19 protein-coding genes and 3 pseudogenes are annotated in these 19137 nt (G+C 58.7%); 4 read left to right on the top strand and 18 right to left on the bottom strand.

What is annotated here, in order from left to right:
• Position 1: 1 nt before the first annotated feature.
• Positions 2 to 874 carry a methyl-accepting chemotaxis protein gene (locus tag ABJ99_RS29715; RefSeq protein ID WP_375232659.1) on the top strand — a complete coding sequence of 291 codons (873 nt, stop codon included), beginning with the start codon at positions 2 to 4 and terminating at the stop codon, positions 872 to 874.
• A gap of 51 nt (positions 875 to 925) precedes the next feature.
• Here ABJ99_RS29715 and ABJ99_RS05650 read toward each other — a convergent pair whose 3' ends face one another.
• From ABJ99_RS05650 to ABJ99_RS05595, 13 genes and pseudogenes are all read right to left on the bottom strand, one after another.
• Positions 926 to 1723, bottom strand: coding sequence for an amino acid ABC transporter ATP-binding protein (locus tag ABJ99_RS05650; protein WP_054084968.1), 798 nt, complete (start codon positions 1721 to 1723; stop codon positions 926 to 928).
• Entirely contained in the window at positions 1716 to 2366 is a 651-nt protein-coding gene (gene ehuD / locus ABJ99_RS05645; RefSeq protein ID WP_054084967.1) for an ectoine/hydroxyectoine ABC transporter permease subunit EhuD, read from the bottom strand. Before ehuD ends, ABJ99_RS05650 begins: the two co-directional genes overlap by 8 nt.
• Positions 2367 to 2368: 2 nt before the next feature.
• Complete coding sequence (gene ehuC / locus ABJ99_RS05640; RefSeq protein WP_054084966.1) at positions 2369 to 3046, bottom strand: ectoine/hydroxyectoine ABC transporter permease subunit EhuC; 678 nt, start codon at positions 3044 to 3046, stop codon at positions 2369 to 2371.
• 56 nt (positions 3047 to 3102) lie between these two features.
• On the bottom strand, positions 3103 to 3975 hold the full coding sequence (ehuB, locus tag ABJ99_RS05635; RefSeq protein ID WP_054084965.1) for an ectoine/hydroxyectoine ABC transporter substrate-binding protein EhuB: 873 nt from the start codon (positions 3973 to 3975) through the stop codon (positions 3103 to 3105).
• Positions 3976 to 4211: 236 nt separating this feature from the next.
• Positions 4212 to 4421 carry a hypothetical protein gene (locus tag ABJ99_RS05630; RefSeq protein ID WP_054084964.1) on the bottom strand — a complete coding sequence of 70 codons (210 nt, stop codon included), beginning with the start codon at positions 4419 to 4421 and terminating at the stop codon, positions 4212 to 4214.
• Positions 4418 to 5073: pseudogene (locus ABJ99_RS26690) on the bottom strand (ABC transporter permease). Before ABJ99_RS26690 ends, ABJ99_RS05630 begins: the two are co-directional and overlap by 4 nt.
• A 112-nt stretch (positions 5074 to 5185) precedes the next feature.
• Entirely contained in the window at positions 5186 to 5842 is a 657-nt protein-coding gene (locus ABJ99_RS05620; RefSeq protein ID WP_054084962.1) for an NAD(P)H-binding protein, read from the bottom strand.
• Positions 5843 to 5902: 60 nt separating this feature from the next.
• Positions 5903 to 6289, bottom strand: a complete 387-nt coding sequence (locus tag ABJ99_RS05615; protein WP_054084961.1) for a nuclear transport factor 2 family protein — start codon at positions 6287 to 6289, stop codon at positions 5903 to 5905.
• Between the two features lie 54 nt (positions 6290 to 6343).
• The gene (locus ABJ99_RS05610; protein ID WP_054084960.1) at positions 6344 to 7447 is read right to left on the bottom strand and encodes an alkene reductase; all 1104 of its coding nucleotides are present in this window, start codon (positions 7445 to 7447) and stop codon (positions 6344 to 6346) included.
• Between the two features lie 57 nt (positions 7448 to 7504).
• The gene (locus ABJ99_RS05605) at positions 7505 to 8086 is read right to left on the bottom strand and encodes a TetR/AcrR family transcriptional regulator (protein ID WP_054085194.1); all 582 of its coding nucleotides are present in this window, start codon (positions 8084 to 8086) and stop codon (positions 7505 to 7507) included.
• Positions 8087 to 8181: 95 nt separating this feature from the next.
• A pseudogene (locus ABJ99_RS26685) lies at positions 8182 to 8316 on the bottom strand (aldo/keto reductase); the annotation flags it as partial.
• Between the two features lie 73 nt (positions 8317 to 8389).
• Entirely contained in the window at positions 8390 to 10249 is a 1860-nt protein-coding gene (locus tag ABJ99_RS05600) for an ABC transporter ATP-binding protein (RefSeq protein WP_054084959.1), read from the bottom strand.
• 101 nt (positions 10250 to 10350) lie between these two features.
• Positions 10351 to 10977, bottom strand: a complete 627-nt coding sequence (locus ABJ99_RS05595; RefSeq protein ID WP_054084958.1) for a TetR/AcrR family transcriptional regulator — start codon at positions 10975 to 10977, stop codon at positions 10351 to 10353.
• Positions 10978 to 11103: 126 nt separating this feature from the next.
• On the opposite strand from ABJ99_RS05595, the gene ABJ99_RS05590 reads away from it, so the two are divergent.
• Positions 11104 to 12291, top strand: a complete 1188-nt coding sequence (locus tag ABJ99_RS05590) for an MFS transporter (protein ID WP_054084957.1) — start codon at positions 11104 to 11106, stop codon at positions 12289 to 12291.
• 96 nt (positions 12292 to 12387) lie between these two features.
• Here ABJ99_RS05590 and ABJ99_RS05585 read toward each other — a convergent pair whose 3' ends face one another.
• Positions 12388 to 13080 carry a hypothetical protein gene (locus tag ABJ99_RS05585; protein WP_054084956.1) on the bottom strand — a complete coding sequence of 231 codons (693 nt, stop codon included), beginning with the start codon at positions 13078 to 13080 and terminating at the stop codon, positions 12388 to 12390.
• A gap of 166 nt (positions 13081 to 13246) precedes the next feature.
• On the opposite strand from ABJ99_RS05585, the pseudogene ABJ99_RS05580 reads away from it, so the two are divergent.
• Positions 13247 to 13495 (top strand): annotated as a pseudogene (locus ABJ99_RS05580) (type II toxin-antitoxin system HipA family toxin); the annotation flags it as partial.
• Between the two features lie 274 nt (positions 13496 to 13769).
• Here ABJ99_RS05580 and ABJ99_RS05575 read toward each other — a convergent pair.
• The 4 genes from ABJ99_RS05575 to ABJ99_RS05560 all read right to left on the bottom strand — a co-directional run bounded on the left by ABJ99_RS05575 (position 13770) and on the right by ABJ99_RS05560 (position 17675).
• Entirely contained in the window at positions 13770 to 14501 is a 732-nt protein-coding gene (locus tag ABJ99_RS05575; protein WP_054084954.1) for an SDR family NAD(P)-dependent oxidoreductase, read from the bottom strand.
• A 45-nt stretch (positions 14502 to 14546) separates the two neighbouring features.
• Positions 14547 to 15815, bottom strand: coding sequence for a carbohydrate porin (locus ABJ99_RS05570; RefSeq protein WP_080378028.1), 1269 nt, complete (start codon positions 15813 to 15815; stop codon positions 14547 to 14549).
• A 61-nt stretch (positions 15816 to 15876) separates the two neighbouring features.
• Positions 15877 to 17118, bottom strand: coding sequence for an MFS transporter (locus ABJ99_RS05565; RefSeq protein WP_054084953.1), 1242 nt, complete (start codon positions 17116 to 17118; stop codon positions 15877 to 15879).
• Between the two features lie 23 nt (positions 17119 to 17141).
• Complete coding sequence (locus tag ABJ99_RS05560) at positions 17142 to 17675, bottom strand: 2,4'-dihydroxyacetophenone dioxygenase family protein (protein ID WP_054084952.1); 534 nt, start codon at positions 17673 to 17675, stop codon at positions 17142 to 17144.
• Positions 17676 to 17917: 242 nt separating this feature from the next.
• On the opposite strand from ABJ99_RS05560, the gene ABJ99_RS05555 reads away from it, so the two are divergent.
• Positions 17918 to 18889, top strand: a complete 972-nt coding sequence (locus tag ABJ99_RS05555) for a helix-turn-helix domain-containing protein (RefSeq protein WP_054084951.1) — start codon at positions 17918 to 17920, stop codon at positions 18887 to 18889.
• Positions 18890 to 19137: the final 248 nt, after the last annotated feature.

Below are 19137 nucleotides of genomic sequence, written 5' to 3'. Positions count from 1 at the left end.
CATGCAAAACATGACCGTGTCGCTGCGTACCTTGATCGGCGGTATCAGCAATGGTGTGACACAAATCGCCACGGCAGCTGAAGAGCTGTCGGCCGTCAGTGAACAGACCAGCGCGGGTGTCACCCAGCAGAAAATGGAAGTCGATCAGGTGGCGACCGCCATGAACCAGATGGCATCGACCGTGCAGGAAGTGGCTCAAAACACCGAAGACGCTTCACAGGCTGCCCGGCAGGCCAGCGAGCGTGCAGCCCATGGCAGCAGCGTTGTGCAACACGCCACTCGCGAAATCAGCCAGCTGGCCGGTGAAGTCGGACAACTGGGCCAGGCCATGCAGCGCCTTATTCAGGACAGCGACAAGATTGGCGGGGTGATCGATGTGATCAAAGCGGTCGCCGAACAAACCAATCTGCTGGCGCTCAATGCGGCCATCGAAGCCGCACGGGCGGGTGAGCAGGGACGTGGCTTCGCTGTGGTCGCCGATGAGGTGCGCTCGCTGGCCCAGCGCACGCAAAAGTCCACCACGGAAATCGAAGCGCTGATTCAGGCCTTGCAGCACGGCACCGGCGCGGCTTCGGATCTGATGGACGCCAGCCGGCAACGAACCGAAGGCACCGTGGAACTGGCGCGTCAGGCCGAACAGGCATTGGTGGAGATCACTCACTCAATCGGCACCATCGAGCAAATGAGTCAGCAGATTTCCGCCGCCGCTGAAGAGCAAAGTGCGGTCACCGATGAAATCAACCGCAGCGTGATCAGCGTGCGCGACATTGCCGATCAGTCCGCCACGGCCACCGAGCAAAGCGCGGCGTCCACGGTTGAGCTGGCGCGCTTGGGCAGCAACCTGCAAGGCATGGTCGCGCGCTTCCGTATCTGATGGTCATGCTCTGTGGCAATAAGGCCGTGTAGCAAAAAGCAGCGCTGAACGTCAGCGCTGCTCCACCAACTGCAGAAAGCGTCGCGTTCGTTCATTCTCCGGGTTCAGCAGGATTTCGCTGGCTGAACCGTCCGCCACAATCCGCCCGCCCTCCATGAATAAAACCCGGTCAGCGATGTCCTGCGCGAATTTCATTTCGTGGGTCACCAGCAGCATGGTCATCTGAAACTCATGGGCAATCGAGCGAATCACCGCCAGCACTTCACCGACCAGCTCAGGGTCCAGCGCTGACGTGACCTCGTCGAAAAGCATGATCTGCGGCCGCATGGCCAGGGCTCTGGCAATCGCCACACGTTGTTGCTGACCGCCAGAAAGCTGGCTCGGGTAGGCGTCAGCCTTGTGCGCGAGCCCGACCAGTCCGAGGTATTGATGAGCACGCTCCAGGGCCTCCTCGCGGGACAGCCTGAGCACACGCAATGGTGCTTCGGTAACGTTTTCCTGCACCGTGAGATGTGGGAACAGATTGAATTGCTGAAACACCATGCCGACCCGATGAATCACCGGGGCCTTGCGCGAGCCGGGCCAGCGCCAGCGTGAGGCCTGTGCCGGAACCGCTTCGCCGGCCACTTCAATGCTGCCTTGCTGGTAGTCTTCCAGCCCTTTGATCAGACGCAGCACCGTCGATTTGCCTGAACCGCTCGGGCCGATCAAGGCGACTTTCTGGCCTTGCGGGATGCTCAGATCCAGATGGTCTATGACCCGGTTGCGACCAAAGTCCTTGACCACTTGCCTGAGCTGTATCTGCACCTCAGTGGCGGGCAGGGCGGCGTTGTGTGCGAGATCAGACATGATTGCGCCTTTCCAGGTATTTGAACAACAACGAGGTCGGCACGCTGATCGCCAGGAACATCAGCGCCATCACCGTGGACGGCTCGTTGTAGCGATAGGTCATGCCCGCGATCTGCTTGGCGGCCTGAAACAGTTCGGGGATGGTGATGACCGCCAGCAGCGGTGTCTCCTTGAACATGCCGATCAGGTAATTGCCCAGCACCGGCAGCATCGGTTTCAACGCCTGCGGCAGAATGATGCGTCGCCAGGTGTCGCCCCGGTTGAAGTCCAGCGCACATGCTGCTTCCCATTGCCCGGCAGGAATATCATCGATTGCGCCACGGCAGGCCTCGGCAATATAGGCCGCGTAATAGCACCCCAAGCCGATCACGCCGGTGGTGATCGCCGGGAAGGTGACGCCTGCCAGCGGCAACGCAAAGAACAGCACATACAGCTGAACCATCAGCGGCGTGTTGCGGAAAAAGCTCAGGTAAGCCTTGCTCAGGTAATGCACGAGCCTGACCTGTGAGCGTAATGCCAGCGCCAGAATCAGGCCCAGCAGCACCGCCAGCAGAAACCCCAGCACCACGACCTGAACGGTGACCAGCAAGCCCTGAAACAGCTCGGGCATGATCGGCCAGGCGAATGCAACGTCGAATTCCATGGTCAATTCCTCGCCCGACGCCACGCTGTCGCGTGTCGTTCATAACGCCTGACCAGCCAACTGAGCGGCCAGGCCATCACGAAATAGCAGATCAGCACGATGCTCCAGATCAGTGTCTGCTGGCCCAGCGTGGTCACCAACTGGCTGCCACTGAAGGTCAGGTCGGTGAGGGTGATCAGCGAGACCAGCGAGGTGGTTTTCAGCAGCTCGACCAGTTGATTGCCCATCGGCGGAATCATGAACGGCAAGGCCTGCGGCAGGATGATGCGGCGAAACGCGCTGACCGACCCGAAATCCAATGCCCGCACCGCATCGCGCTGCCCCTGGCTGACGTTGATCAGCGCCGAACGGATGATCTCCGAACCGTAGGCTGAAAACGTCAGCCCCAGCCCCAGTACTCCGGTGGTCATTGGCGACAGGCGAATACCGAACAGCGGCAGGATGAAGAACAGGTAAAACAGCAGCACCAACGCTGAAATGCCACGCAATACTTCGACGTACAAGGTGGCAAACCAGCGCAGCGCCCGGAACGGCGACAGGCGCATCAGGGCGATGACGAAGGACAGCACCAACACCAGCAACTCGGCGAGAAAGGTGATCTGCAGCGTAACCAGTGCGCCGTGCGCCAGTTGTCTGGCGATGAAACCGGCGGTTTCCAATGTGGCAGGGTCGACAGGCATGGCCGTACTCGTGTGGGTCAGGGCCGTTTACTGCACGACCTCGCGGACCGCGCAGGTCATGGGTTGCAGCGTTGTGCTGCGGTAACGGTCGGCTCAGCCAGTTCGTTTTCGGTGTAGCCGTACTTTTCAAGAATCTTCAGCAGTTCGCCTGACGCCCGGAGTCTGGACAGTTTCTCGTTGAACGCTTGCTCGAAGGCCGGATCGTTTTTCGGCAGGCCGTAGGCGTGGTAATTCCAGCTCGGTTTGCCATTGGCGTCCGGGATCTGCTCAAACGGCAAAGCCCGCTCGATATCTGCACTGTTGGCTTTCTTGATCAGGCTGATGACTTCTGCATCGGGGAAATACACCACGTCGACCCGACCGGCCTGCAAGGCGGCCAGCGCCTCGGTGTCCTTGTCGAACAGCACCACATTGCTGTTGGCGATACCGCTGTCCCTGGCTTCCTGAACCTGATTGCTGCCCGGTTGCGTGGCCAGCCGCGCTTTGCCGTGGGTGGCAACGTCTTTGAGGCTATGCAGGTTCAGCGGGTTACCGGCTTTGACGATGAACGCACCGCCGGAGCGCGTTACCGGGCTGGAGAACGAGATGACTTTGCAGCGGTTAGGGTTGATGAACAGACCGGCGCCGATCAGATCGAAACGCCCTGCGGCAAGGCCTGGCACCAGCGAACCGAAGTCAGTGATAGGCGTCTCGATCTGCGTGATGCCCAGCGGTTCGAGAATAGCCCGCAGTATCTCGACATTGGCGCCAGTAGCTTTGCCATCTGTGCCGATGTAGGCATACGGCTGCTCGTTGGCAATGCCTGCGGTCAGGCCATCGCTGCGACCTTTTTCCAGCAGCCCGGCCAGCGCCGGGAAAGCCATGACGGCGTTCAACAGCACCGCCGAACCGAACAGGACGGGGAAGGACAGGGGGTTGAGACCTTTCATTGCGTGTGCTCGAAGTAAGGGAAAAGGGGCGTCTCGCTGAGGCGGCCTGATCGTGTCAATCAAGCGCCCACGCTCGCAGGCGTCTTGCCTGCTTCCTGCGTGGCAATGCGTTTTTGCATAGGGCGCAACTCTATAGCTATTAAAAAATAATTTTAAATATCGATAGGGAATATGCATATGCGTTACCAAATGCTTCCGCAGTCCGGGCTCACTGCGCACAAGGACGTCGCCCTGCTTTAAATCGCAATGCTCGCAGCGGTCAGTTTCGCACGACTGCTTTTCGGTGATTTTTTGAGGCAGATAGAACCGGACTCGCCGACAATTGTCACGGTTTCGCCTTGCGCAACCTGAAACGAAACGTTGCGCACGGCCTGATTGATCTGCCCGTAGAAACGATACGCGACGCCCAGATGCCGGATGTCGATCAGTTGCGGAGCGTCAGTCATCGTTGCGCCTCTTCCAGCGTACGGGCGATGTGGTTGAAGCTGAACACCACGGCGACCACGAACAGGCCGGGCAATAGCGAAACCCGGGGTGCAGTCATCAGAAAGTGTCGGCCGTTGGCGATCAACGTGCCGCCATTCGGCGGCGGGCGGTTCTGCGTCGAAGCCGAGAACCACCCAGCCGAGCCGCTTCGACGTAGGGCAGAGTCTTGACCTTCAGCACTTCAGCACTTCAGCGCGGGTGGTGCGGGCGAAGCCGGGGATGATCCCCACGCCGAATGCGATGGCCACCGGAATGGTGCCGAAGCCGGATATCACCCCCAGACTCAGTCTACCGGCCATGGCGATACCGACCGCCAGCAGCGCCGCTTGTACCGACAGACTGGAGCCGTGCACGACGCGGGTATAAAAGGTCACGGCCCAGTTCGTCGGTGCCGAACCAGTGCGCGGCGTTCGGCGGAGTGAGTTTGTCGGTGGGCGAGGTTGCGTAAGGCGCATAGCTGGTCAGTAGGGTGGGGGCCAGTGCGGCCAGTAGCGCAAAGTCCACCAACGCCACGGCGAGTGCAAATGGAAAAATCCTCTTCAAATCGAACGCAGCGCTCCAGCTGGTTTTAAGAACATATTCTTGTGATTTGAGGCTGTAAAAGTCTTTTATCTTCTAGGGTCTGTTCCCGTTTCATCGCGGCCGCGTCGGAGTCTGTTTTGCCGCGGGGCAAGGCAGGAGACACGANGAAACGGGAACAGACCCTAGCCATTGCTGATCCGTATCAGCGCTGGCCGAGTGCTTTTACAGCCTCTTCGACAGGCGTGGTGCCTTCGGTAAGCTCGATGATCTGTCGGGATACTTCAGGCTGATCGACCAGCGCCGCCAGAAAAGCCGCTACGTCATCGCGCGCGATGTCGCCGTAAGGAATGGCCAGGCCTGCGCGAACCTTGCCCGAACCCGCTCTATCGACCAGGGTGCCCGGCCTGAGAATCACCCAGTCCAGTGCGGACGATGCCAGGCATACATCGGCGTCTTTCTTGACCCGCATGTAATTCTCGAAGCCCGCGGAGGTGTCTTTACCGCGTGCAGCTTCGGGAAATGCCGACACCAACAGAAAACGCCGCACGCCGGCGAGCTCAGCTGCTGCAACTGAAGTTTTCAGCCCTGCGCCGTCGATGGCGTTGGTCAGCTCAATGCCTGCACCACCGGCTCCGGCGGTGAAAATCACCACGTCGCTGTTCACCATTGCGCTGGCTAACGCAGGTGCATCCATCTCGACGAGGTTTCCGAGCAAGGGCAGGCCGCCGGTCGCTCTGATCAGCGCCGACTGTTGTTCCTTGCGGTGCAAGGCGATTACTTCATGACCGTTGTCACCAAGGTTTTTTATGAGGCGCAAGCCAACCTTGCCTGCGGCCCCGATGACAAAAATTCTGGACATCAGATATTCCTCTGTTGACGGGGTGCCGGCACTCTTTGGTGTCGGCACGCTCTTGTCGAATCAACCTTCGAACTGGTGGTAAACCTTGGCAATCACTTTCCACGAGCCATCGATTTTGATCAGTGTCAGGTAGTCATTGTAGTCAGCGCCGATCGCATCTTTTTCCATGTCAATGCGTACCACGGCGGTGGTTGGGGTGATAGCGAGTATGTCCAGGCGCGTGTTGATATCAGGCGCAGTGCCGTTGGTTTCGACAAACGTGTACAGGTTGCTGATCGGTCCGCCCAACAGCTGACCGTTGGTGAAACCATACATCACTGCATCCTTATGGAAAGCCTCTTCGATAGTGGCGACGCTACCGATACGCAAGCCTTCTACGTATTTGCTGGCGGTGGCGATGATAGCGTTGTAATCACTGGTGGGTACGGCTTTGATGTTCTTGCTCATAAGGTGGTACTCCTGGGTTGGGAACAGCTAGACGGGCAGGGGCTCACGCCACCTTCAATACGTCCCGAGCGGCCAGTCGGTGTAGCCTTTGGCACCGCCGCCGTAGTACGACTCACGTGGGGCAATGGTCAGTTCGGCCCCATGAAACAGGCGAGCGACGAGGTCGGGGTTGGAGATGAACAGGCGGCCGAATGCGACGGCGTCGATCTTGCCCTGCGCCCGACGTTCGACCGCCATCTCAAGGTCATAGTTATTGTTGCCAATGAACGGGCCATTGAACTGAGCGCTCAAGGCGTCCATATCGACCCCTTCCGGGACATCGCGGGACGTGGCCGTTGCGCCTTCGACAAAGTGCAGATACGCAAGATTGAGCATGTTCAGTTGCTGAATCAGGTAACCGTGCAGGCCCATTACGTTGCTGTCGGGAGAGGTGTTACCGGCATCAGGCGTCACCGGTGACAAGCGAATGCCGACCCGGTCATTGCCCCAGATGTCCACGATGGCCTGAGTCACTTCCAGCGTCAGGCGAGCGCGGTTTTCTATCGAACCACCGTATGGGTCAGTGCGCTGATTGGTGGAGTCGCGCAGAAACTGGTCGAGCAGATAGCTGTTGGCCGAGTGTACTTCAACGCCATCAAAACCGGCCCGTTTGGCGTTCTCGGCTGCGTGCCTGTACTGCGCGATGATGCCGGGGATTTCATCGGTTTCCAGCGCGCGCGGCATGGAAACAGGCACAAAACCGTCGACGGTATAGGTGTTGCCTTCAGCCTGGAGGGCGGAGGGCGCTACCGGGGCTTCACCACCGGGTTGCAGGTCGACACTGGAGAACCGGCCTACGTGCCAGAGCTGGCTGACGATCTTGCCACCGGCGGCATGCACCGCGTCGGTCACTTTCCGCCAGCCTGTCACTTGCTCTTCATTCCAGATCCCGGGCGTTGCGGCGTAGCCTCGACCTTGAGCGGAAATGTTCGTTGCCTCGGCCACGATCATTCCTGCCGTCGCACGTTGCGCATAGTAGGTGGCGTGCAGGTCGTTTGGCACACCGTCCTCGGCGTAGCGGCTGCGTGTCACAGGCGCCATCACGATTCGGTTCGCCAGCTCAAGCGAACCCATTCGCACGGGCGAGAAAAGATCGGTGGTTTTACTGAAATCGTTCAAGGGAAATACCTCTTAGTGGACCGGTCGTCTACTAAAAATGGTTAAAAAAAGCACCCGCTACTTGAGCAGGCGCTTGGTCATGTTCAACGCTTTATCGAAAGACTCGGTGGACTTGTTGACTTTCACCAGCAGGGAGGCGCCAAGCCAGAGTTGATAAAGCGATTCTGCGAAATCCTGATGATCGCCTTCGGGATGAATGCTGCCGTCGGATGCACCCATTTCTACACAGGCGGTGATGCGCTGGACGATTTGTGCAGTGCCCACTTCCAGCACGCGACGCATGTCCTCGGACAGATCGCACACTTCAGCACCCAGTTTGACCACCAGGCACTTGCCTTCGGGAAGTTCGGTGCCTTGGGTTTCTGTCCAGTACATGAAATAGGCCAGTAACCGTTCAGCGCCTGTTCCGGGGCGTGCCATAAGGGCGTCGACCCGGCGCAGATACTCGGAAAAATACTCTTCCAGCAGCGCCTGACCGAATTCTTCCTTCGATTTGAAATAATAGTAAAACGAACCTTTGGGTACGCCCGCGGTGCTCAATACTTCTGCGAGACCGACAGCGGTGTAGCCTTTGTTCGTCATCAGTGACCTGGCAACATCGATGATGTGCTGGCGCATATCGTGGACTGGTTTCTTCATAATGGCGAGCATCCTACTCACGAACCGACCGGTCGTCTAGCGGATCTTGTCGAGTAGAGGCTCGCTGTGGTTTTTCAGACTGATCAAGGGAATGATCAAGAGGAAACCGGCGCTTGCGCATCGATCAGGCTCTGGCACTTCAACTCCGGCCAAAAGGCTGACGGAATACCCACCTTCATCGCTTGTACATTGGACACTATCTGCTCCGGCGAACGCGCATCCGGAATGATCACCTGCCCGCGACGTGCGTGAGATACGGCAGGCGATCGGCACGCCAACAAGGGCGTAAATGGCCGCCTCTGCTCATGCCTGGTCCGCCGACTCGGCCACGCCTTGATCCTCGCCCAGGAATCCGCCGCTCTGGTGATGCCACAGCCGCGCATAAACACCATTCTTCGCGAGCAGTTCGGCATGCGTGCCTTGCTCGATGATGCGCCCGTCATCCATGACAATGAGCCGGTCCATGGCCGCAATTGTCGACAAGCGGTGGGCGATGGCGATCACGGTCTTGCCCTGCATCATTTCATCCAGGCTTTCCTGAATGGCCACTTCGACTTCCGAGTCGAGGGCGCTGGTGGCCTCGTCAAGCAGCAGGATCGGAGCGTTTTTCAGCATCACCCTGGCAATCGCGACACGTTGACGCTGGCCGCCCGAAAGCTTGATGCCGCGCTCACCTACCAGGGTGTCGTAGCCACTATGACCTTGCTTGTCGCTCAACTGGCTGATGAAGCCATCAGCCTGCGCATCGGCAGCGGCGCGGCGGATCTGTTCGTCGGTCGCATCGGGTCGGCCGTAGGCGATGTTGTCGCGAATGGACCGGTGCAGCAGAGACGTGTCCTGAGTGACCATGCCGATGGCGCTGCGCAAGCTGTCCTGAGTGACATGCGCGATGTTTTGCCCGTCGATGCGAATCTCGCCTTCATCCACGTCGTAGAAGCGTAGCAGCAGGTTGATCAGCGTGGATTTCCCGGCGCCCGAGCGGCCTACCAGACCGATTTTCTCGCCCGCACGAATATTCAGACTCAGGCCATCGAGCACCTGACGCTCGCCGTTGTAGTTGAAGCCCACATTGTCGAAGCTCACCGCGCCACCCAACGTCTTCAGAACGGTCGCGTCGGGCGCATCCTGCACCTTGGGGCCGCGAGTCAGAGTGGCCATGCCGTCCTGCACGGTGCCGATGTTCTCGAACAAAGAGGTCATCTGCCACATGATCCAGTGCGACATGCCGTTGATGCGCAACGCCATGGCAGTTATTGCCGCCACGGCACCTGTACCGATCTGACCTTGATGCCACAGCCACAGCGCATAACCGCCAGCGGCCATGATCAGCGCGACTACCAATGCCTGATTGACGATCTCGAACTGGCTGACCAGGCGCATCTGGCGTAAGCCGGTCCGCTTGAAATCCTCCATCGCTGCGCGTGCGAAATGCGCTTCACGCTTCGAGTGGGAGAACAGCTTCACCGTGGTGATGTTGGTGTAGGCATCCGAAATTCGCCCGGTCATCGAGGAGCGCGCATTGGCCTGCTCCTGCCCGACCTTGCCCAGACGCGGCACGAAGTACAGCATGGCCAGCCCGAACAAGACGATCCATGCAATGAAAGGCAGCATCAGTTTCAGGTCGAACGCGCCGGCCAGTGCGATGATCGCGACGAAATAAACGCCGATCCCCGGTGCGATCTCGATGAGGGTGAACAGCACATCGCGCACCGACAGCGCAGTCTGCATCACCTTGGTCGTGACCCTGCCGGAAAATTCATCGGAAAAGAACGAAAGACTTTGCCGCAGCATCAGGCGATGAAAATCCCAGCGCAGCCGCAGTGGCAGGTTGATCGCCAACACCTGATGCTGAACCATCGTGCGCAACGCCACCAGCGCAATACTGGCCAGCAATATGATACTGATGCTCCACAGCACACGACTTTCCTGCAAAGCCCCATCGCCGCCGGCCTGCCAGGTCGAAAGCAGGTCCACGACCTGCCCGAGGAAAGAAAACAGCCAGGCCTCGTAAAGCGATACGCCAGCACTGAGCAGCGCCAGTGCAAGGATGTAGCCACGAGCGCCCCGCGTACAGGCCCAGAGAAACCGCGCCAGGCCATCAGGCGGTGGCGGTACTTCGTCAGGCGGGAAGGGGTCGAGCCATTTTTCAAATGCGCGAAGCATGATGATCTCCAAAATGAACCCGTGAAGATTCGGGTATTAAAAGCCGGGGGGCAACCTGTCGAGGTGATGCTTGCCCGTGCACTTGGGGCTGAACTTGCGGGTCAGTGATCGTCGGAAACCCTGCGCAGGCTGTCCCACAGTGCCATTACCTGTGTCACTGCGGCATCCAGCGTGGCATGTGCAATGCCGTCGCGCGCCAGTGTCGACATGCCCAGCATAAAGCTGTCGAACACGGCGGCTAGCGTCTCCGGTATCACCGTAGCAGGCAATTCGCCTGCAGCAATGGCGCGTTCGATACACGCAATCAAACCCGCACGGTTCAGGTCCCGCGCACGTGCGAGAGGCGCAGAGATGGCTTTGCTCTCATCCGTGCAAGCGCTCATCAGGCCCAACGACACCAGACATCCTTTGGGATGATCGGGCTCACATTGCATTTTCGCTGACCGACGAAGGGTAAGTTCAATCGCTTCTCTGGGTGGCAGTGTCGCATCAAACAGACTGTCGGTGACTCGGCCGTGGGTAGTGAGATAGCGCTCCATGACCTCGTTGAAAAGGGCCTGCTTTGAGCCGAAAGCGGCGTAAAAGCTGGGTGCGGTGATGCCTCCTCCGATGTTGGTCTTGAGCTGGCTGAGGGAGGTCGCATCATATCCATGCTCCCAGAACAGGTGCAGCGCCTGAGTAATTGCCACGTCACGGTCAAACGTGCGCGGACGTCCCATTTGTGCCATGTCGGATCTCCTCCAGGAACTTGAATACGGGTAATCACTTAAATACTAATCGATACATAAGTCATTGACTACCGGGTTGCGCCTCCCTATATTTGTACCGATCAGTATATTAGTGAGTGAAATCGAATGGCTATGGGTAAAGAGCAGGGCGAAAAACTCCCGCTCGGGGCATTGCTGGCACTGGCGATGACCGGGTTTATTTGCATCGTGACCGAGACGCTGCCTGCGGGTTTGCTGCCCGAGATCGGCACGGGCCTTGGGGTATCGGCGTCGTTTGCCGGGCAGATGGTGACCGTTTACGCGCTAGGGTCGCTGCTGGCCGCCATTCCGCTGACCATCGCCACGCAAAGCTGGCGCCGCAGGACGGTGTTGCTGCTGACGATCATCGGCTTTCTGGTGTTCAATTCCGTCACGGCGCTGTCGTCCGATTACTGGCTGACGCTGGTCGCGAGGTTTTTCGCCGGCGTCTCTGCGGGCCTCGCCTGGAGCCTTATCGCGGGTTATGCACGGCGCATGGTGGTGCCGCAATTGCAGGGCCGCGCCCTGGCGATAGCCATGGTGGGAACGCCCATCGCGTTGTCGCTGGGCGTGCCTCTGGGCACCTGGCTGGGCGGGTTCATGGGCTGGCGCATGGCATTCGGATTGATGTCCGGGATGACCCTGTTGTTGATCGTCTGGGTGCTGGTCAAGGTGCCGGACTACCCTGGCCAGTCCTCGTCACAGCGCATGGCATTGCGTCAGGTGTTCTTCACTCCTGGCGTACGCTCGGTACTGGGCGTGGTCTTCACCTGGATGCTGGCTCACAACATTCTTTATACCTACGTCGCGCCCTTTGTTTCCGGGGCCGGACTGGCGAGTGACGTTGATTGGGTGTTGCTGACATTTGGTATCGCCGCGCTGGCGGGTATCTGGGTAACGGGGCGGCTGGTTGATCGTCATCTGCGCAAGACCGTGTTGGCCAGCCTGGCAACCTTCGCAGCGGTTTCGGTTTTTCTGGGTGTGTTCTCAGGCTCTGCACCGGCTGTCTACGTGGGGGCGTTTATCTGGGGGCTGACGTTTGGCGGCGCTGCCACGCTTCTGCAAACCGCGCTGGCCGACTCGGCAGGCGGGGGCGCTGATGTGGCGCTTTCGATGAACGTCGTTGTCTGGAACGGCGCAATTGCAGGCGGTGGTTTGTTAGGGGGTGTGTTGCTTGGGCATTGGGGCGTGGCTGTATTCCCTTGGGTCTTGCTTGTGTTGTTACTGCTGAGTCTGGTTATTGCATTTCGCGCACGCGTTCATGGCTTTGCGAGAGGCAACCGGCTTACAAAGTAAACCGATGGAAACGCCTCTTGGCCTGCGCTTCGCGCAATACACGGCCGTCGGCGAGGCGACCGCGATGGCGTGATCGCGTCGCCGGCCGATCAGTCATCAGGCAATGCTGTAAGCGTTGAAGGCCTTGCCCTGTTGCAAGGCGGTGACGATGTTTTTACGGGTCACCGGCAGTTCGCTGCCTTCATTGTCGACGAAGCTGGTTTCCTGCAGTTCGGCTGCATCGCCTTCACCGACAAAGGTGAAACCGAGGAATTCAAGGGCTTCGCGGTCGACATTCAGGTTGGAGCGCGGGGTGCGTAGCGGCAGGCTGACGCTCTGGCCGTCCTTGCTGATGGTGAAGACCTCGGCTTCCTTCTTGGCACGCGCCGTCTTGCTCTTGGCGGTATACGGGTTGCTGATCGCTTGATGCGTCTGGTTCAGCACTTTGAGCGCCAGGCTGTAGACCAACTCCTGAAACGCCGGGTCGTCCTTGTAGCTGGACAGAATCCGACTGATCGGGAACTGCGCGCCAAGATCGGCCAGTGCCGCGCTGTCTGCCGCTTCGGCATCCTTGAGGCGCTTCAGTTGGCCCATCAATTCGTAGGCTTTGTCGTCATCGTGCTCATCCTGCGCCAGGCGAATGGCGGCACGCAGCTCGCGGATTTCTTCGCTTTCCTTGGCGGTCTGGAATGCATCAAGCACCATCTCACTGATGGTCTTGGCCTGCGGCACATGCTGCGAAAGACCAATGGCGCTTTCGTATTCCAGCTTGGAGGAGGTCAGGGCTTCGTTGATCTGGGAATCAGGCATTGAATTTCACTATTCAGATTTGAGGCATTTCAGATTTGAGGCGCGAAAGGCTCAGAGCGTTTCGGGGGGGCGTAATTTAGTGGAGCGACGCGAGGATGTCACGGACCATTAGCTGAGGGGTCTAACTTGAGCCGTTCAAGCCCGTTAAGTGAGGGGCCAGGTCAGTGGGCACCACCAGATGGATGTGATGAACGAAGCCCTGTCCATTTCCCGCACACAGATGCTTCGCCTTGCCGAGAAAGCCGAAGTGCCCCCGGACGTTGCCCGGAGAGTGATTGACGGCATTTGTGATGTGGCGAGCCGGTTTTCAGCCATTGCCGAGAATCTTCGCCCGGAGGCGATTACTCAAGACACTTTGCGTACGGTTCAAGGCTGCATTGATCAGAATGTGGCTCTGTTGTACCGTCAGCCCTGATCCGACGTCATGAATGGTGGTTCAGAAATGAACCTCAAGTACGCCTTGCTACAAGGTGGCCTCCATTCATTGTTGGGGGGCACGCCGAATGGGCTGTGGACGCGATCATATTGTCACGCGCGTGCTCGGATGACTCGCCGCTTACCGATGAAATACTCGAGGTTTGTCACGCTCGGATATCGGCTTCCTTACCGATATCGCCAGCGAGTGAACCGTAGGCTGGGGGGACGGAGCACTTCAAGCGCGCCTGGCGATGCAGGCGCGTCTGCCAGGGTCAGATAGCGGTGGTCAGGTAGCCACCGTCGACCGGCAGCACCACACCGGTCACAAATGACGCCGCATCCGATGCCAAAAACGCAATGACCTTGGCGACTTCCTCGGCACTTCCGAAGCGCTTCATTGGGGTGCGAGACAGCAAACGGTCGATCCTCGGCTGATCATCGATTTTCGCCAGCAGGGGGGTGGTGATCCACCCCGGCGCCACGGCATTGACGCGAATATTGTCAGGAGCGTAGGCCTCCGCCAGGGACTTCGTGATCTGGACAATCGCCCCTTTGGCTGCCGAGTAAGCCACGAGTTTACCCCCGCCAAAGTAGGAGAACATCGACGCGATGTTAATGATCGACCCACCTTGCCTGGCCAGCAGCGGATGCGCCAGGTTGATGAGACGGTAAACGGCATTGAGTTGAACCGACAACACCTGGTTGAAGGCCTTCCACTCCATCTCCTTTTCGCCCAGGGTTCCACCTGCCGCCGGCACCAGAATATCCAGGCGGTCCAGGCTTTGGATCACGCCTTTGAGCGCATCATCGTCGGTGACGTTAATCTCGTGAAGATCGAGCTCAACCCCCTCGGCGATGATTGTCGCGTCGGCGCCCAAGCCGATAGCCACCACCCTGGCGCCATGCCGGGCCAGGTACTCGGCGGTCGCTTGGCCAATCCCCGAGGTCCCGCCGCTGACGAGCGCGACCTTGCCTTCAAATAGCGTGCTGCTGAACATAGTCATTGTTACCTCATGGAGTCAGTTAAACGCTTTTTTCAAGGCACGGGCTTACAGACCCAGTACCGAACCCACGTCCAGCACCAGCAGCAGGCCAACCACGAAACCGTTGTTGCTCAATTGCGTCGCGCCGGGGTTGTAGAAATTGTCCGGATTGATGATGTACTGAATGCTTGGTTCGATCGCCACGTTGCGGGTCAAGGCAAAGTGGCCGTTGGCTTCCACGGCGTAGACATGGCGTTTGCCCAGTTCGGGATCGCCACCGGCCGCCGTGCGCAAGCGTTGCTGGAACTGCAACTGATGGTCGTTGACTTGGAGGTAGCTGGCTTTGAGATTGAGCTTGTCCTGCGCCCGATCAAAAGGCGCAAGGTAGGTCAGCCCGGCTTCGGCGAAGTGGCTGAAGGGTTGTTTATCGTCGGCCGCCGCCGACAGCGAGCCGAATACCTGCATGCCTTGCTGCCCGCCGCGCCATAGCGTCTGGCGAAATTTGAAGAAGCCGCCAGCCGTGCCGTGGTCGCTGGCACCCGTCAAGGGGTCGACCTGATTGGACGAGTTGAAGTACGCATTCAGTTCGTACTGGGTGGTGTTATCGACAGGCTTGCTGCCAATGCCCACCAGGAAGCTGGTGCCACTGGCATCGTCGGTGCTGAAATCCAGACCTTTGCGCTTTTTCAGGTAGTCCACCGGGTTGGATTCAAACGCACCTGCGTGCACATAGAAACTGGGGGTCACTTGATACTTAAGGTAGCCACCCCAAGCGCCGAAGGGGGGCGGCAACATGCCGCTTGACGCGTCCAGGATCGGGTCGTTGCAGGTAACTCCCGTTTCGCAGTTATAAATGTAGAAATAGCGTCGGCCATTGGTCCGTCCCACGTGCAGGTCGAGCTGCCCATCGAGCCATTTTTGCTCGTAGGTCAACAGGCTCAACTGATTGCTGGCGATGTCATTGTGCAAAGGCGCACCGCCAAAATAGCTGCCGACGGCGCCTTGCCATTCGTCCCCGGTCGGCTGGCCGGTGCCGTTATCGAGGATAAAGACGGTTTGCTCGAAATGCAGGGCGCCGCCGTCCAGGCCGCTGAGCGTGGCGAGGTTAACGTCTGCACCGATGTACAGGTCGCCGCTGTTGCCGAAGCTGTAGGGGCGCGGGCCGGTGTCGAGGTTTTTCATCGACAGGCTGGTGAATTGCACATGGGGCTGGATGCCGTAGCCGGCCAATTGTTCGCCCAGGCCGGCCAGTGGGCCTTCACGGTCCTGCGCCCAAGCTTGAGGGTGGGTGAACACCATGAACAAAAACGCGCACAAACGAAGAGTAGGGTGCATGGTCTGGGACTCATTTTATTGTTGTTGTGATGAGTAAATAGAGCAGCGTGGTGCTCCCGGATCACGCACGCTGCGTGCAGGCCTGCACTGATCGGCGTTGCAGCACACCCGGTGCGGTTTCCTTGAGCAGCAGGGACAGTCCTGCTGCCAGCAAGGCGCCGCAGCAGGAGATCCACATCACAATCGACAACCCGAACTGATCGGCGGCAAACCCTGCAATGGTCGGCGCCACGAAGCCTCCCACCAGTTCGCCAACGCCCATGATCATGCCCAATGCCGTGGCCATGACTTCACGCGGGACGGTTTCGGCTGGAATGGTGGACATGAACAGCGTGAAGCAGCCAAGCCCGGTGAAGGTGAGCACCATCAGCACGCCGAGTATCATTGGCGAAGGCGCGAATAGCAGGGCTATCGGGCAGCAGGCCGCAATCAGCGAGAACAGCACCAGCGTCGGACGGCGGCCGATGCGGTCGGAAATGCTGGGCACCGCAAACCCCCATACAACCCAGGCGGCACCCAGGCAACTCATGATCGTGCCCATGCTCGGCGCGCTGTAACCGCGGACGCTGACCAGAAACGTCGGGGTAAAGGAGATCAGGATCACGAACCAGGTCAGAAACACGCAACTGATCAATGTGCACAGCACGATGTTGCGACTTTTAAGCAGTGCCAGGCGATGCCCGGTGAGCTTGACGTTACTCACCGGAGCCTGACGAGGCTCATCCTGACGCACGTAACGCCAGATAAGCCAGGCGATCAGCAGCCCCGGCAGCAGCGACACAATGAACGCATGGCGCCAGCCATAGGCCTGCGCCAGGGCAATCAACACCGGAGGGCCGATCACCGCGCCCAACAGACCCGCTGCCGAACCTTGCAGCAAGCCCATGTTCAGGCCCCGCCGGTGCGGCGATGAGGCTTCGACCATCATCGACTGGGACAAGGGCAGGATGGGCCCCTCGGCCAACCCCATGATGGCGCGAAACAGCAACAGGCTGAGGAACCCCGCGACCAGCCCCGAGAGGGCTGAGCACAGCGAAAACAGGATGACTGCGGCAATCAGCAGCGGCTTGCGCACCCCTCGGCGATCCGACCAGGCGCCGACCAGCGTGCCGGAAATCGCCCAGGCCAAGGCCAGCACCGAAGACAACATGCCGAGGTGGCTGTTGCTCAGTTGCAGCTCTTGCGCCATGAACGGAAACAGGAAGGACAGGGCCAGACGGTCGAAAAACACAAAACCGAACGTCAGGAACAACACGCAGAGCAGGACATTTTCATAACTGGCTTTATTGTTGTTGTGAGCCATTACGGTTCTCCGTAGTACAGGGTTTAACGGAACAGACGGTCCACTGCGTCAGCGCCCAGGCCGACCTTTTCGTAATGTTCGCGGCATAGGGCAATGTAGGAGTGCACATCGAAGTAACCAGTGGATTCGCCTTGTTCGTCGAGCCAGATCAGCGGCCCCTTGACGATGAAAAACACGCGCATCGGTTCGTCGTGCTCATAAGCCACCAGGGTGTGACCTTCACCGGGCGTCTCGTAGACGAAGTCGCCAGCGGTGGCGGTCCACTCGTGTTCCAGGTAGCCCCACTTGCCCGACAGGGTGTAGGCGAATACTTCGTGCGGGTGGTAGTGGCGATTGACCAGGCCAGCCTCGCTCGACATCAAGATGTCGCACCAGCGGTTTTCGCTGGGGGAGATCCACAGGGGGCGGGAAGAGACGGTTTCGGTGAAGGGCACGTAGAGCCGCAGATCATCACTGGCGGCATCAGGCAGGTAAACCTCAGGCTTGGCGTCGGGCTTGAAGCAGTTCGCGATGGGCTGCAGGTCTTTCCAGAATTCGTTGCGGGCTAATTCGGGCATGTCGGGCCTCTGATTGTTGGAATACAGAGGCCACTCTAGGAGGAACGGGGCACTACGGTTTGATCGAAACTGACGTCATTTTTGTCTGAATCGGACGGATATTTTCAGTTCATCGGTTGCCGTGGTTTTTGTACCGGCTACCGATTGACAGCGTGCCTGGGTCGGCGGTTAATGGGGCGTTGCAGGCCCGGTAATTCGCCTTGTGCGGGGCCGAGTAGTTAATAAAAACGAGAATAATAAAAATGACCCGAACCGCCTTGCTTGATACCCAATGTGCCAGTACCGATGACCTTCCCGTGGATCAGCGCGTAGCCTTTTGGGAGCGGTACAACGCATCGACACTGGTCGGTCTGAAGTGCTCTTCCTTCAGCGAAACCGGCTTCAGCGCTCGGGAGGACAATCTGCGTCTGGACCGGCTGCGGGTCGCCCATATTGCCGGTACCCAACACGTCATCGAGCGTGATGGTTCAATGATTCGCAGCGCGCCCAAAGAGTCGGTATTCGTCTCGCTGGTTATGGGCAGTGCGTCGTTTTTCTTTCAGAACGGCAACTGCCATCTGCTGGAACCGGGCGAAATGATGGTGTATCGAACCGACAAGCCCTACCTGTTCGGCTTCTCCGCTTCGATGCACAAGTTTATCTTCGATATCCCTCAGGACGTGTTCGCCTCCCGCTGTCTACGCCGCTTTGATAATGCAGTGAAGATCAGCGCACATACCGGCACACAGCGTTTGCTGTTAAGGACATTGAGTGAGCGCACCGATGGCTTTTTCGAGCAGCCGCTCAGCCAAGGGGCGGACAGCTATCAAGAGGATGCCCTTGAACTGCTGGGTACTATCATTGCCGGGCAGATGGGCAATCGCCGGATCAACGCACTCAGTGCGTCTTACTTGCTGGCCGCCAAGCAATGCATCCTCGAGCAACTGTCCGACCCTGCATTGAGTTGTGAGCGGGTGGCTCATCAAACCGGTGTCTCCACGCGACACCTTGCCAGGCTGTTTGCCCTGGAAGACACACAACCCCATCGCTTCATTTTGGAAAAGCGCTTACAGGGAGCATTCCGTCTGTTGAGCCAAGCGGACAGTCGCGGTCTGGACATTGCCGAAGTTGCCTATCGTCAAGGGTTCACCAGCCAGGCGCATTTCGCCAGAGCCTTCAAGGCTCACTATGGGTGCACTCCCAGTGAAGTGCGTGCAAAGGCAAGTGGCGAGTAATCCTTGATCTGCAACATTTGTTTATTATCGGATCCGTGCACGAGCCCGTGATTCAGTGGTTATTTCCCAAGACGGCCGTTCTTTTGTTATCGAGCCTGCGGTGGGCCATGTGCAAGATTCGTTTCCTGCTCCAATCTGCTTATTTCGTATTCAATAATCTGTTGTCGCTCGCGCAGCGTTTTGCCGCAGATGATCTAAATAATCAACCCGTTTTTGAGCCGCTTCCCGACGTTGCGCCTGCAGCCGCG

This window comes from Pseudomonas syringae pv. cilantro (genome assembly GCF_001293775.1).
In the GTDB taxonomy this organism is placed as follows: domain Bacteria; phylum Pseudomonadota; class Gammaproteobacteria; order Pseudomonadales; family Pseudomonadaceae; genus Aquipseudomonas; species Aquipseudomonas syringae_P.
The sequence above is the reverse complement of the archived record's forward strand: the minus strand, read 5'-3'. Positions and strand labels throughout refer to the sequence as shown.